Raw genomic sequence first — 14,262 nt, forward strand, 5'->3', positions numbered from 1 at the left:
CGCGCGCGGGCGCTCCCATTGAGCCCATCCAGGATGTGTCGCCCCTTGACGAAGGCGGCACATCGGAGATGCGCGTCGCCGTCCACACGAGGCCCGCGGATCTCTGGCTGGCTGCGGTTGCTGCCCAAACTCGCCTATGTACAGGTCCGTATAGAACGCCTGGAGTTATCCCCCCCGGGAGGCGATTTTGGGGCCTCCTCAGATCATTTTCGCAACGCGGTCCGCGTTGGCATGCCGACTCAGTCTAGCACACGCGCCCCGCCGCCGTGTCACGACTTCGTCAGGGTTACGCTTCCGTTCGCCCGAGAACTCTTGAACGACATGGTTTGAACGTCGCCGTCGATGGTGACCCGGATGCGCCCCGCGATGTCGTAGGTCGCGACGTGAAACTCGCCGACATACACTCCCGGGTTGACCTTCAAAAGCTGCCCCGTCTGGTTGATCGCGGTCGAGATGGTCACGCATTTCGCGGCGAGTCTGTAAACCTTGTCGGTCTCGCGTCGATATTTGATCCGGCAGGTCAACTTCTGGGGCGGCTTGTCCATGGCCTGCATCGTGCCGCTGCCACTCCACGTCCCTTCGAGAGGCGTGGGCTCTGCGTGAAGCGGCGCGATCGTCGCGACGAATAGAATGAGGGTCAGCGAAAACAGGCTCCTCATGGGTTCCTCCCTGGGTCGCGGCCTAGCCTAGCCGCCTTTGAGTGTCTGCCGCGCGGCGCTCGTTTGCCCGCTTCGTCCTTCGACGAAGGCAATGAGCGCCGGCAGGACCAGAAGATTGGCCAGCAGCGCCGTTGCCAAGAGCATTATGACGACTTCTCCGAACAGGCGCAGGCTCGGAAGCTCGCTGAGGATCGTGCCGCCGAACCCGACGACCAGCACGAGACACCCGACGGTCAGCGCCGGACCGATCGTGGCGATGGTCTCCTCGAGAGCGGGCTTCACGGCTTCGCCTTTGGACCGCATCAAACGATAGTAGTTCAAGATGTGAATAGCATTGTCCACGGCGATGCCAAACCCGATGGTGAACGCCACCACGCAGGTGAATTGCAGTCCGGCACCCGTAAGATGGAGAATCGCACCCGCCACGGCGATGGGAAGAATATTGGTCAACATGCTGTAGAGACCCGCCCGCAAGGACCAAAACACGAGGCCAATCAGCAGGATATTGAGCCCGATGGCGATCAGAAGGCTCCGGTTGAGCTCGACGATCATCTCGTAGCTCGCCCGGGCCGAATGCGCCGCAATTCCCGTCGCGACAAAGCCCACATCCGGGTGGGCCGCGCGCAGCGCCGCCAGGTCAGCGTCCAGCGCATCCAGGACGGGCACCAGCTCGGAGGCGTCCACGGCGGGGAAATAACCGGCCACAAGCGCCGAGTTATGGTCCACGGACATCATGCGTTCGATGAAGGGCGAGCGTGCCTCTTCGAGAAAGCCCAGAATTTGGTCCTTCTTGAGCCCGCCCTCCAGCATCCAGGTTTCGATGCTGTGCAGGGACACCACCTTTGTCACGAGCGGCAGCTTCTCCAAGGTTTCGTGCGCCTCGCCGACGACGGCCAGGACCTCGGACGAGTCGAGCGGCTTTCCCTCGGGCCATTGGATATGGAGGAGGATCGCTTCGGTGCCGGAGAACTGCTCGTCGACGACATCCATGACCTTCGAGGCCCGGCTGCCGCCGGGCAGGTAGTCCCGGTACTGATAGCTGGGGCTGATCGTGGCGTAGAGGAGGCCCGCGCCTATCGCCACCAGGAGCCCGACGGCGAGGAAGGCGCCGGGGTTGGCAAGAATCCCTCGGCCCAGCCGCCGGCAGCCCGCACTGGTCGCCGCAAAGATGCGGTCCAGCCTGCGATCGGCGCTTTCCTTGGCCCCGCGCCGGCCGAGCAGCAACACCGCAAGCGCCGGCAGCACCGTGATCGTCACCAGGAAGGCCACGGCGGTGCCGATGGCCGCGGTAAGGCCGAACCCCGAGACGAGCGTATGGGGGACCAGCAGGAGCGACAGGAGCGCAATGGCCGTCGTCATGGCGGCGAGCACGCAGGCGGGCCCGATCTCGCGGACCGATGCCGCAATGGCCTCGCGCGGCGCATCGCCTCCGACCAAATTGCGCTTGAGGCCGAACATCAGATGCAAAGAACTCGCGAAGACCAATACCGTGACGAGACCCGGCACCACGCCGGTCAGAACCGTGATCTCCTGCCCGCGCAACTCGGTGATTCCCAGCGTCCACAGGACGGCAATGCCGGCCGGCACGCCGGCAAGCAGCGCATAGATGGGGCTGCGAAAGAATATCAGGCAGATGATCAGCGAGACCGTGAAGCCGGCCCCGATGAGGATGCGCTGATCGCGCTCCAACGCTCCGACGATCTCGAGGCGGAAGAACGCGACCCCGCTGAGATCGCCATGCATGTCCGTGCCCGCCAGTGCCTCGTCCGTCACCGTTCGCAGCTCGTCGGCGACGACCCGGAGATCGTCGATCTTGGGCCGCGGCTCGATGGCGATCACGAACAGCGCCGTCGTGGCGTCGTCGGACAGGAGCTTGCCGGACACGAACGGGTGGGCCAAGAGCCTTTGGCGCAAGACCGGCAGGTCCGCATCGTCAAACTCCATCGGGAAGACCGCCTTGGCGGCGCGGAGGAATCCGGCGGTTCATGCGCCGAGAACATCGACGACACGTATTTCACCCCGTCGACGAAGTGCAGATTCAGGTGCAGATCGCGGAGGTGATTGAGATTGTCGCGCGTAAAGAGATCGTCGGCTTGCACCAGCAGCAGAACGTCCTCGCCGCTCTGCGGATATTGCTTCTCGACCATTTGCAGGTTGCGGAAGCCCTGGGTTCCGGAGCGAAAGATCTCGCGGACATCGCTGGAGAATTCGACCTTGGCCGCCGCAAGAGCCAAGGGGACGGTGAGCACGGCCACAATCAGCAGGGTGATCTTCGGAAAGCGCTGCGCCAGCATCCCAGCTTTTCCAGACCGAACCCAGCCGTCATCGAGTCAATCCCTGGACACTATCGCCCGCTGTTCCCGCCGCTGATGAGCCAAGCTGACGGGAGAGTCGAAGCACGCCGCCGGAGCCTTGTCTGTGATTCTCTTAAGATATCATACGGCGCGACCGGCAACAAAAGCCGATCGGGAAAACGCTTCGGCGCCATGGCCTTAGCGCTCCATACAGGGCTCCGCCGCGGCCAGCGCCCAGAGCCCGAAAATTTTGCGGTAATTGTCGTAGGTGATGGCGCAGGTGCGGTTGAACACGCCCGCGATGGTCTCGTCGGGCCACCCCCCGTCGGGTTGCTGCCGGCTGCGCAGGAACGCCACGCCCGCACGGACCGCCTCGCTGTCGGCCTGGTCGCTCTGAAGCAGGCTCAGCACGGCCCACGACGTCATGACGACCTGCCCGTCCGGGCAACTGACATAAGAGTCCTGTTTGCAGCTCTCGATCGTCTCGCCCCAGCCGCCGTCGGGGAGCTGGTGTGACATGAGAAACGCGGCGGCACGGCGGATCGGCGTAGCGTCGGCGGCGAGCCCGACGGCGCGCAGACCGGAAACCGCGAACCAGGTGCCGTAGGTGAAGCAGATGCCCCAGGATCCGATCCAGGACCCGTCGGCCCGCTGCCGCTTCAGCAGGAACGCACGCCCCCGCTCGATCGCCTGTTCGATGCGGGCCGCGCGCGCGGTGTCCCCATAGCGTGCGCGGTAGCCGACGAGCGCCTGAAGGCAGGCCGACGTACACTCCACGTAGGAGTGGTCGACCATGATATCGGCAAAGACCAAAGACGGATTGAGCGCTTCCATCCAGCTCGGCGTTCGCGCCTTCTCATAGGTCGGCCAACCGCCGTCGCCGTTCTGCCAATCCAAAATCAGATCCGCCGCGTCGTGAAGCCGTTCCGCGGAAATCGGCTGCGCGACATGGGCCTGCAAGGCGATCGCGCTCTTCAGGCCCTCCGCCGTGCAATCGGAAATCGGCCAGCCGTGCTTGCGGTTCGAAAACGGCCAGCCGCCTTTGGATGCATCTCGGAAATAGCGCGCCCGGTCCGGCGTGTCTTCGAGCACCTGGTTGCGTTCGATATAGCCGTGCGCCTCTTCGAGCATGGCCCGCGCCTGGTCCATACGGCCCGTGGCGCAAACGGCCTGCACCGCGAAGGCCGTGTCCCAAAGCCGCGAGGAATTGTAGCCCTGCATATGCGTGCCGTGGTCCCCCTTCCAAAGATACTCCGGCAGTTGCCGGCGATGCGCAGCCACACGCTCCCCGCCGTGCTCGGCGAAGTGCCAGCACAGCATGTTGAGGACCTTGTTGATGGGGCCGATGCAGATGAAGTTGGTGTTCTCGTCTTCCTGGCGGACTTGATCCAGAACGTAGGCGTTGGCGCGATCCCGCAGGCTCTTGCCGGCCACCGCCTCGTACCCGTTCAGCAGGCCGTTCAGGACCCGATAGGTGCGCGAGAGCGGCGTATAGACATCGCTCGCCGCGCAGCGCGTCTGGCTCGCGCGGAAATCGAACCCCTCGAAGGGCTCGCAAAAGATCTCGTCGCGGAGCGCGCGCAAGGCCGGCGTCAACGGGGCCTGAGCCCTGATCCCGTAGAGATAGCTCATGGGCAGGTAGACCATGCGGCTATGGCACCAGAAGCGGGATGGATGGGCTGGCAGCGCTTTCGGCAAGAGCCACAGCTCGGGCGGCACGGGCATCACGCCGTCGTAGTCATACAGATTGAGAAGCGCGAGCAGGAACTTGCCCCAAGGCGGCACGCTGGCCGCGCCGCCACGATCCAGGAGCCAGGCCCGGCCGCGGCGCAGATCGGGGTCCTCCGCCGGAATCCCGAGAAGCCGCTGCGCCACGTAACAAAGAGCCGTCGTGTAGACGTAGCTCTCACCCCCGCTATGCAGCGGCCATCCGCCATCCGGATTCTGCTCGTGCCGGAAATAGCGGACGAAGTCCGCCTCGGTCTCTTGGTCGAAGGGCGCGCCGACAATGTGAGTCGCGGCGATCAGGGTCGGCAGCAGGAACACCGGGCCGCCATAGTCGCCGTGCCAGCTGCCATCGGAGGACTGCGTGTCCTGCAAATGTCGCAGCGCCCGTTCGACGGCATCGGACAGGCCGTTCCGCGCCGCCTGCCGTGCTTCCGGCACGGGCCCGGTCACCCGGGCCGGCCGGCCCGCGGCGCCGTAAGATGTGCGGGGATCTTCCGGTAACCGGGAATGAGACCGGCAAGGGGCCACGTGCTCCAAGAGGCGAACGCGGAGAGCGCGTGCCTCGCGCCGCGCCAATGCCCCGCCCTGGCTTCGCGCCCGACGGTTCGCCGCGCCGCCGTGAAGCCGATTCGGAAAAACGACGTCGCGAAGCTCCGCCCCCGGAGGTCCGTCGCGGCGAGCAGCCCCATGGTCCGGCGGCGCTCGGCCGCGCTTGTGCGCCACGCATCGTACATGGAGCGCCGGATGGCGACGGTATCGTAGCTGTTCTCGGAAAAGACCTGATACAGCGCGTTCGACAGCATCTCCGGCACGCGCGCGGCCGTGCGTCGGTGGCGCGCGTAGTCGGCGACATCGGCGCTGTCGAGCAGCGCTTCCACATCCATCAGCCCCAGCGAAATGCCGATGGCCGTGAGCGGATGGGTGCACCCGACCGCGTCGCCCACCAGGGCCACGTTGCCCCGCCCGTACTCGGTCCGGGTCTGGAACCGCGTCTCCATCCAGGCCGGCTTACGGGCCTTTAAGGAGACCGCAAACGCCTTTGCCATCCCGGCAGGGAGCACGGGCGCCACCGCATCATGGAGCGCGGCGGTGTCGCGACGGAGCCCCGCGGCGGATGGCGGGATGTCGAGGCACATCCGGACCTTATTCGCACCGATGCGGTACACCATGATGGGGCCCGGCCCGCCGCTCATCACGTGGCCGTAGCCTTCGGCCGGCAGGTCCACGTCGTTCAGGACAATGCCGCCCATGATGGAGATGCCGACGGACCCGTCGCCAAGACCGAGCAGGCGGCGCGTCCCGGAGCGTCTGCCGTCGGCGGCGACGATCCGGGCCGCATTGATCTGAATCTCGGCCCCTGAGTTGCTGTCGAAATAGGCCGGCGCGGGCGACAGCCTGGTGAGCCGCGCCGGCGTGACATAATCGATGCCGGGAAGCGCGGCGGCCTTGCGGCGAAGCTCGCTGACGAGTTCGCCGTGGTCGAAACTCGCGGCCGTCATCCCGTCGGGGTACGGCAGAACGATGGGCTCGGACCCGTCTTCGGGATGCACCACGAAGCCCCGCCGCGGACCGTTCTCGGTAATGGCCTCCAGGGCGCCCAAGCCCAGGCGCTCGAGGCTCTGGACGCCGGACGGATGTATCCACTCGCCCGCAAATCGCTCCGACGCGCGGGGGTTGGACTCGAGCAGCAGGACGGTCGCGCCGTGCCGCGCAAAGGCGATCGCGGCGGCACACCCGATCGGTCCCGCACCAATCACTGCAACGTCATGACCCGTTCGCACCGAGATTCCACCGGCTGTCGAGAAACATGCTGAATCGTAACGGTTTCCGCCGGTCTTGGCCATCCCGCTATGGGGCAGAGCCAGGGGTGGACCGGTGCGGCCGATTGCACCGCCTTAGCTATCGGCGACACGCCCCATCCAGTCGCGACAGACCCGCGCGGGCCCTCCCAACCGGGCTCCAGGAGCAATAAAGTGGGCGTGTCCGCGCACCAAGTGGAACGTCCCCCTTGGACCGTATTTCGCCGCGATCGCTGCGCCGCGCGAAACCGTTCGCTGCGGCGAACTCGCGCACCCGCTCGTACTGCCGTGCGATCGCCGCGACGGCCGGCCGCCCGAACGGTAGAATTCCCACGAGGAAGAGTAGCAAAAGGACTGGCCAAGACCGGGCACGTTTCCGGAAAGACATGCCACCACCCGACGCCAAATTGAGACAATACGCTGCTAGAGTGGTAAGCTAACCAAATGCACGCAGCCGAACAATCCGGACGAAACAGATGTATCGGCATGGTCGTCCCCGCGACGGACTCCGTCTGCTGATTATTGCCGGGCTTGCCCTTGGATTGATCGTGTCCGAGGCCGTCGCCGCAATGGCGGCCGCCCCGGGGGATTGGGAGGCGTGCACGGACCAATCCGGCGATGCCGCCATCGCCGGCTGCACGGCGGTGATCGGCGACGAGAGCGAAGCCGAGGATCGCCGGGCGCGCGCTCATTACAATCGTGGCCTCGAACGCCAGATCAAGGGCGAACTCGACAGCGCGATTGCCGACTACGACGAAGCGTTGCGGCTCAATCTTCGCCATCCGGCGGTCCTCACCAACCGGGGCAGCGCCTATCGCGACAAGGGCGATTACGACCGGGCGCTTGCCGATCACAACGAAGCCATCGAAGTCGATCCCAGCTACGTGAAGGCCTACAACAACCGGGGCAATGTCCACGACGCAATGGGCGATCACGCGGCGGCCGTCGCCGACTACACGAAGGCGATCGAGCTGAACCCGGACTATGTATCCGCCTATTTCAATCGCGGCATCTCGCACGGACGCGCGCGCGACCACGCCAGCGCCGCCGCGGACTTTAGCACCGCGATCAAGCTCAAGCCCGACTATGTGGAGGCCTATGTCAGCCGCGCCAACGCCTATGACGGCCTCGACGATTTCGACGCCGCCATCGCCGACTACACGACGGCGATCGCGCTGCGGCCCGAAGCGGCCACGTCCTACAACAAGCGCGGCAGGGCCTATATGGACCGGGGCGACAGCGAAGACCACGACCTTGCCATCGCCGACTTCACCAAGGCGATCGAACTCGACCCGGAACTCGCCGACGCCTATTACAACCGAGGCTTTCTGTACACGTACAATGTCGCCGATGGGGACTGGATGCGGTCGATTGCCGACCTGACCAAGACCATCGAACTGAAGCCGGACTATGCGGAGGCCTACTTCAATCGCGGCGCGGCCTATAGCGCGATGAAGGACAAGGACAATGCCATCGCCGACTTCAAGAAGGCCGATGCGTTAGGCTACCCCAATGCCGAGAAGGCCCTGCGAAAGCTGGGCGCGGAACCTTAGGAACAGTTTGGCCGAGCGCATGCGCCTGGCGCACCCAGGTCCGGCTGCGCAAGACCGCAATCGGGAGACCAAATATGCGTCGTCTGATCGTGTTTTCGAACAAGGCACATGCGCTACTGATCGCAATGGCCATTTTCGCCGCGGCGCTTTTTCCCGCCACCGCCCTCCTTATTCTCACAACGGCCTCTGGATATGCCGAAAGCCAGCCGCCCAAGGAATCCGGCGGAGGCGGACCCAAGCTCTGGATCGAGGGCGACAGCATCAAGTCGAGTTCCGGCGCGAGCATCACCAGCACAAACGAATCCACACGCACGCAGAGCGGCGATCATTGCTCCTACAACGCCCACGGTGCCGCGAAGGCTCTGAAAAACAAGGACTACAAGGCGGCGCGCGCGGGCTACGAAAAGGCAATTCAGTGGACGCAAGAAACCTGCGGCGCCACCGTCAACGACTTCGAGCTTTTCGAAAACTACAAGGGCCGCGCCCAGGCGAGCGCCGGTCTTGGCGATTACGACGCGGCAGCCCGCGACATCACGCTCCTTGTGAGGGCCGGGAGCTTCGCGGGCCAAAGACTGATGCACGACCTCGAGTGGATGACGGATGCCCTGGATCGCGCCATCGAGAGCCAGCCCGAGAATGCCTTGTTCTATATGGCACGGGCCGACATCCGCACGTCCCAAGCCGACGACTATTGGATCACGGGCGACACCGAGCAGCAAATGGCCTTCGCCGAGCTGGCTCTCGCCGACCGCGACGCCCAGCTCAAATATGCAAAGACACCAGCCGAGCGCGCGGACGCCCTCGCCCGCCGGCACTTCCTTCACAAGACGCTGAAGAATCCGGACCAGGCCTTGGCGGACATCAACGAGGCCATCGAGCTCGATCCGAAAGGCGAGTACTACCGCCGCCGCGCCTTGTTCAACAAGGACAAGAAGGATGTCGCCGCCACCATCCAGGCCATCGCCGACATCAACAAGGCCATCGAGCTCGAACCGAACGAGGCCTACTACCACAAACTCGCCGCCGAGATTTACGAGTCCGCAGGCGACCGCGAAAGCGCGATCAAGAGCCTGACGACTGGCCTCGGCGTCATGCCCCCGAAATCTCACCTGTATACGGACTATGTGAGCAAGCGCGCCGAGTTGTACCACACTCAGGGACGGCTCGACGAAGCGGCGAAGGACTACGCGACACTGATCGCGAAACTTCCGGACGGCAGCAAGTGGCACGCGAAACACCTGCTTGTGCTGATCGAGGCCGGTCGTGACGAGGACGCGGACGATGCGCGCGAGAAGCTCGCGGCGCTCGACTTTAAGGCCGAGTTCAAGAAGCGGACCCTGACAAGCAAGGACTTCCTCTGCGAGGTCACGGGGGTCTTCAACAAACGCTACGGCGAAACTGGAAAGACTTCGAGCGGCGCCGACATGCGCCAGGCGTGGAACATGGGCCAGGTCGTGAGCCTGGTGCCGCTCTTGGACCTTGTGGGGAAGAAAGACTCCAAGCTGACGAAGGCGTGGACGGCGCTGTCCAAATTCGTCGCCGATGCGCAAAAGAGCCGCGGACAGAAACCAGCCGGACTTCTGGACGTTCCCGAATTCAAAGGCTCGGCGACCGAGAAACTTATTGAGGCGCTGGTCTTTATCGACTTGCAACAGGAGAAGGTGCGGCGAGCCGTCACCGAGGAAATGGGTGCGCAGGCGGGAGCCATGGCCACCATCTCGGCGGCGGTGCGGGAGGCCCAGCTCTTGACCAAGCTCGGCACGCCGAACCGCACGATCCGGGCCGTCGACGCAATCGCGGAATACGGACCGCAGACGGGTCTTGCCTGCGAGATCTGGGTCGCGCCCATGCAGAAGGCATTTTTCAGTCTTGGGGAGGAACCCGACAAGGACGTCATCGCGGCGGCCTGGGCCGAAACGGGTTCAGCCTTCCAAAAGGAAGGTGACCGGCTATTCGAAGAGTCCAAACAGGCGAACGCCAAACAAGCGAAGGCGAAGAGCGCCTCGACCAGCGGAGTAAAGCCCAAGGCGCAAGGGGGCCGCATCCACGCCCGGCACATCCTGGTGAAAACCGAGGCGGAGGCCCGCGATCTCATCGCCAAGCTCAAGGCGGGGGCCGACTTCGCCGACCTGGCCAAGAAGAACTCGATCGGCCCCAGCGCCCCGCAAGGCGGCGATCTCGGTTACTTCGAACGCGGTCAGATGGTGCCGGCCTTCGAAGACGCCGCCTTTGCGCTGAAGCCCGGTGAAATCTCCGAACCCGTCAAGACGCAATTCGGCTGGCACGTGATCGTGGTCGAAGAGGCCACGGGGTCCGCGGCCAAAGCGCAATAGCCAAGGCGCAGTAGCCAAGGCGGCGCCGGCGCGCCCTGAAGCGACGCGCATCGGAAATAGGTTCAAAGGAGAAATGGTGGGCGGCACTGGGATCGAACCAGTGACCCCTACGATGTCAACGTAGTGCTCTACCGCTGAGCTAGCCGCCCGGTCTTTGTGGCAAAGTGCCTTCGAGGCAAGGCGCCTTCTATATGGGTGGCGGCGCCAGATGGCAAGCCGCGGATTCCGGCGCTTTTGCCTAAGCCGCCAGCATCCGCTCCACCTCGTCGACCAAATCGCGCAGGTGGAAGGGCTTCGACAGGATTTTGGCGTCCTTGGGCGCGTTGTTGTCCGGATTGAGGGCCACGGCCGCAAAGCCCGTGATGAACATGATCTTCAGGTCCGGATCGAGTTCGGCGGCTTTCCGCGCCAGTTCGATGCCGTCCATCTCGGGCATGACGATATCGGTCAGGAGCAGCATGAAGGGCTCTTCCTGGAGCCGCTCGTAGGCCTCCATGCCGTTGCCGAAAGACACCACGTCGTACCCGGCCTTCTCCAGCGCCTTGACCAGGAACCGGCGCATATCGTCATCGTCTTCGGCAAGAAGAATACGTTGAACGCTGCGCACCCGCGGATCGTTCGCCTCCATAGCCCTCGTCCCCCTTCGAACCCGCCCCTTAGGACATCGGTCCCTTGGGCCTACACGAATTTTGTAAACGACCGCTTGCCTTAATTCGAAAGGTTCGGAGCGGCCTCCCTGCGATAACGGCCAAATCATTGCCGCTATTTGGCCCCGGCACAAGCCGGAACACGCCTGGACAGGGTGAGCTCTCATTGGCAGAGTTAACCCGCGCGCGGCCGCACGATCGGCCGCTGCCGCTGGAACACAAGAAATTCAAGGTTTGGCGAATGAGCCGCAAAGAGGCCGAAGCGATCGAACGGGAACTTTCACCGCCCTTCACCGTGGTTCGCCCTGAGAAGCTCGCTCTTCCTCTCGTTTTCAACTCGCCCCATTCGGGCCGTGTCTATCCCAGTTCGTTCCTGGCCTCCTCGAAGCTCGACCCGCTGACCTTGCGCCGGTCCGAGGACGCCTATGTGGACGAACTCTTCGGCTTCGCGGCCGCGCTCGGGGCCCCGCTGCTGCACGCCCATTTCCCGCGCGCCTATCTCGACGTGAACCGCGAGCCCTATGAGCTCGACCCGATCCTGTTCCGCGACGGACTGCCTCATTACGCCAACACCCAGTCGGTCCGCGTGGTGGGGGGCCTTGGCACGATTGCCCGGATCGTCTCCGAATCCGAGGAGATCTACCGGGAACCGCTGGCGGTCGAAGCCGCGCTGGAACGAATCCATCGCCTCTACGTGCCCTATCACGAGACCCTTTCGGCGCTCCTGGTCGAGGCCAAGCGGGAGTTCGGCTTCGCCGTGCTGATCGATTGCCACTCCATGCCCTCGAGCCCGCGGGCGGACAAGCGCTCGACCCGCGCCGATTTCGTGCTCGGCGACCGTTTCGGCACGTCCTGCAGCAGCGAACTCACCCGGATCGCGGCACGGTCGTTGGAGGCATTGGGCTTTGGCGTGGCGCTCAACAAGCCCTATGCGGGTGGCTACATCACCGAGCACTACGGCCGGCCGCACAAGGCACAGCATGTCCTGCAAATCGAGATCAACCGGGCGCTTTACATGGACGAGGCGACGTTCGAACGGACGGCTCGGTTCGACGACATGCGGGAGAAGCTGGAAACCATGATCCGCAGCCTCGTGCCCGGCGTTCCGGATATCATCGTCCCGCGCGCCGCCGCCGAGTAGATCCGCTGCCCAAAAAAAGAGGGCCGTTCGATTGAACGAACGGCCCAAGTCTAGGGAGGAAACGCCCAAGGAGGGCAGCGGGATGGCCTGGAGAGCCATACCGCATTGCAACAATATGTCATTGCAACGCACAAAGATCAAGGTGTGCACGGAAATTTGCGACAGAACCGAAACAGTGGTGCCGCAAGATCACGCCCTAGGGCGGCAGCCCTGTGGACAGGCCGGCGCAATCCGCCCAAACCTGTCTGTAAGACTTACGCCTGGGCCGCGGAGGCCTTGACTCTCAATGGTAAAGACCGCCAAGCCTTAAGGCCGTGACCAAGACCGTTCAACTCGATTTCCAGAGCTATATAGCGACAGCGCACGCGCTCGCCGATAGGGCTGGCGCGGTCATATTGCCGCATTTTCGCACGGACCTGACCGTCGACCACAAAGGCGGCGCCCAGTTCGACCCCGTGACGGTGGCCGACCGGGACGCGGAATCGGCCATCCGTGCACTCCTGTCGGAGACCTTTCCCGAACACGGCATTGTCGGCGAGGAGTTCGAGGACGCGCGCCCGGACGCCGACTTCTGCTGGATTGTCGACCCCATCGACGGCACGCGCGCCTTCATCATGGGCCAGCCCCTGTGGGGCACGCTCATCGGGCTCTCGGCCCATGGGGCGCCGCTGCTGGGGATGATGAATCAGCCCTACACCGGCGAACGGTTCTGGAGCGGCGAAACGGAGAGCTTCTTCGCCCGGGGCTTGGGTCAGGGCGGGGAGACGCGCACGATCCGGGTGCGACCGTGTCCCGCGCTCGGCGGCGCCATCTTGGCGAGCACCGCGCCGGAACTCTTCGCGCGGACGAACTGTCCCGCTTTCGAGGCGTTGGCGCGGACGGTGCGTCTGCGCCGGTTCGGCGGCGATTGCTACAATTACTGCCTCCTTGCGATGGGTCAGATCGATCTTGTCGTCGAGGCCGGCCTCAAACCGTTCGACATCATGCCGCTGGTGCCGATCGTCGAGCGCGCGGGCGGTATCGTGACGACCTGGGAGGGTGGCGATCCGAGCAGAGGCGGGCGCATCGTGGCCGCAGGCGACCCCGCTCTGCACGCGCAAGCCTGAAGATCCTGTCCGCTTGAGCGGCCTTTTCGGCTAAGCCGTTCTCTTGATCGCGACGCCCGGGGCAAACGCGTCGAAGGCGGCCCAGAATTGCTCGCGGATCGCATCCCGTTCTTGCAGGATCTCGTGACGAGCGCCGCGCAGCACGATCTGCGTGCCGGCGCGCAGCCGCGACGACAGGGCTTCGATGGCCTTGTTGGACACGATCCGGTCGTCACCGGCCACGACCAGCAACGACGGCACGCGGATCTTCGGCGCGTATTTTTCGCTTTCAAGACGCGCCATGGCATCGAATGCGGCATGCAACCAGCCGATCGTCGGCGGCCCGGCCGCAAGGCCCGGCGCCGCGTCGAGCACCTCCACATTGCGGTAAAACCGCTCCCGGTCCGAGGTCAGGGGATTGCCCTCGAACACGTCGCAGGTCCAGGCGGACGAATCGCCCGGGACCGCCTGCTTGCCAAGCCCCATGAGCGAGAGCCCTGTCGCAAGGCCGGCGCAAACGGTCTGGGGCAGGCGGTAGGCTGGTGAGTTCGACCATGGGCGCCGTGGTGAGCCGGTTGAACCAGCAGCCGCGCTTGGTCGCGGCGTGTAGAGGATCGGCGCCGACATCGAGTGCGCCAGCGCGTAATAAGGCATCGGACAGTCGGGGAGCACGACCCCCTTCATGAACTGATGGATGTCTTCCTCGTAGTCGACGAAGCTGCGCACATGCCCGCGCGAGGACCCGCGGACCAGCCGTGTCGACCCGCCCTGCCCGCGCCAGTCGAGAATGGCGACGGCAAATCCCCGGCGGCGAAGCTCGCCGACCACCTCGAAATATTTCTCGATGAACTCGTTCCGGCCCGGGAAGATACAGACCGTGCCGCGCCGCTCGCGCAAGGCGGATTGCCAGCTCGCATAGCGGACCTTGATGCCCTTGCGCACATCGAGATAGCCCGCGCTGGCGCCAAGCGGGACAGGATTCTTTGGTGTGGCAACGAGAGTCATCGTGATTGAAAGGCCTCG

Annotated in this window: 10 protein-coding genes, 1 tRNA gene and 1 pseudogene; 4 read left to right on the top strand and 8 right to left on the bottom strand. The window is 64.5% G+C overall.

Annotated features, from left to right (window positions below):
* Nucleotides 1–269: 269 nt before the first annotated feature.
* The 5 genes from AUC68_RS07880 to AUC68_RS07900 form a co-directional block, all read right to left on the bottom strand.
* Nucleotides 270–659 carry a hypothetical protein gene (locus AUC68_RS07880; protein WP_069437137.1) on the bottom strand — a complete coding sequence of 130 codons (390 nt, stop codon included), beginning with the start codon at nt 657–659 and terminating at the stop codon, nt 270–272.
* Nucleotides 660–686: 27 nt separating this feature from the next.
* On the bottom strand, nt 687–2,603 hold the full coding sequence (locus AUC68_RS07885) for an efflux RND transporter permease subunit (RefSeq protein ID WP_083240542.1): 1,917 nt from the start codon (nt 2,601–2,603) through the stop codon (nt 687–689).
* Entirely contained in the window at nt 2,495–2,953 is a 459-nt protein-coding gene (locus tag AUC68_RS07890; protein ID WP_069437139.1) for a hypothetical protein, read from the bottom strand. Before AUC68_RS07890 ends, AUC68_RS07885 begins: the two co-directional genes overlap by 109 nt.
* Nucleotides 2,954–3,151: 198 nt before the next feature.
* Nucleotides 3,152–5,119, bottom strand: a complete 1,968-nt coding sequence (locus AUC68_RS07895) for a terpene cyclase/mutase family protein (protein ID WP_069437440.1) — start codon at nt 5,117–5,119, stop codon at nt 3,152–3,154.
* An 8-nt stretch (nt 5,120–5,127) separates the two neighbouring features.
* On the bottom strand, nt 5,128–6,525 hold the full coding sequence (locus AUC68_RS07900; RefSeq protein ID WP_083240543.1) for an FAD-dependent oxidoreductase: 1,398 nt from the start codon (nt 6,523–6,525) through the stop codon (nt 5,128–5,130).
* Nucleotides 6,526–7,028: 503 nt separating this feature from the next.
* Here AUC68_RS07900 and AUC68_RS07905 point away from each other — a divergent pair.
* On the top strand, nt 7,029–8,033 hold the full coding sequence (locus AUC68_RS07905; RefSeq protein ID WP_158008270.1) for a tetratricopeptide repeat protein: 1,005 nt from the start codon (nt 7,029–7,031) through the stop codon (nt 8,031–8,033).
* A 2,042-nt stretch (nt 8,034–10,075) separates the two neighbouring features.
* Nucleotides 10,076–10,366 (top strand): annotated as a pseudogene (locus AUC68_RS18360) (peptidylprolyl isomerase); the annotation flags it as partial.
* Between the two features lie 74 nt (nt 10,367–10,440).
* On the opposite strand, the gene AUC68_RS07915 reads toward AUC68_RS18360, so the two are convergent.
* Nucleotides 10,441–10,515, bottom strand: a tRNA-Val gene (locus tag AUC68_RS07915).
* 89 nt (nt 10,516–10,604) lie between these two features.
* Nucleotides 10,605–10,994, bottom strand: coding sequence for a cell cycle two-component system response regulator CpdR (gene cpdR, locus AUC68_RS07920; RefSeq protein WP_069437143.1), 390 nt, complete (start codon nt 10,992–10,994; stop codon nt 10,605–10,607).
* Nucleotides 10,995–11,254: 260 nt separating this feature from the next.
* On the opposite strand from cpdR, the gene AUC68_RS07925 reads away from it, so the two are divergent.
* Both AUC68_RS07925 and hisN read left to right on the top strand, forming a co-directional pair.
* Nucleotides 11,255–12,154 carry an N-formylglutamate amidohydrolase gene (locus AUC68_RS07925; protein WP_069437144.1) on the top strand — a complete coding sequence of 300 codons (900 nt, stop codon included), beginning with the start codon at nt 11,255–11,257 and terminating at the stop codon, nt 12,152–12,154.
* A gap of 314 nt (nt 12,155–12,468) precedes the next feature.
* Nucleotides 12,469–13,260, top strand: coding sequence for a histidinol-phosphatase (hisN, locus tag AUC68_RS07930; protein WP_193407079.1), 792 nt, complete (start codon nt 12,469–12,471; stop codon nt 13,258–13,260).
* A 30-nt stretch (nt 13,261–13,290) separates the two neighbouring features.
* Here hisN and AUC68_RS07935 read toward each other — a convergent pair whose 3' ends face one another.
* Nucleotides 13,291–14,244: an alpha/beta fold hydrolase gene (locus AUC68_RS07935; protein WP_069437145.1), complete on the bottom strand. Its 954-nt coding sequence runs from the start codon at nt 14,242–14,244 to the stop codon at nt 13,291–13,293.
* Nucleotides 14,245–14,262: the final 18 nt, after the last annotated feature.

It is taken from the genome of Methyloceanibacter methanicus (genome assembly GCF_001723285.1).
GTDB lineage: Bacteria > Pseudomonadota > Alphaproteobacteria > Rhizobiales > Methyloligellaceae > Methyloceanibacter > Methyloceanibacter methanicus.

Coding starts and splice junctions, on each gene's coding strand:
- AUC68_RS07925 (WP_069437144.1), top strand. CDS start 11,255: ATGAGCCGCAAAGAGGCCGAAGCGATCGAACGGGAACTTTCACCGCCC.
- cpdR (WP_069437143.1), bottom strand. CDS start 10,994: ATGGAGGCGAACGATCCGCGGGTGCGCAGCGTTCAACGTATTCTTCTT.
- AUC68_RS07890 (WP_069437139.1), bottom strand. CDS start 2,953: ATGCTGGCGCAGCGCTTTCCGAAGATCACCCTGCTGATTGTGGCCGTG.
- AUC68_RS07935 (WP_069437145.1), bottom strand. CDS start 14,244: ATGACTCTCGTTGCCACACCAAAGAATCCTGTCCCGCTTGGCGCCAGC.
- AUC68_RS07900 (WP_083240543.1), bottom strand. CDS start 6,525: ATGGCCAAGACCGGCGGAAACCGTTACGATTCAGCATGTTTCTCGACA.
- AUC68_RS07880 (WP_069437137.1), bottom strand. CDS start 659: ATGAGGAGCCTGTTTTCGCTGACCCTCATTCTATTCGTCGCGACGATC.
- AUC68_RS07885 (WP_083240542.1), bottom strand. CDS start 2,603: ATGGAGTTTGACGATGCGGACCTGCCGGTCTTGCGCCAAAGGCTCTTG.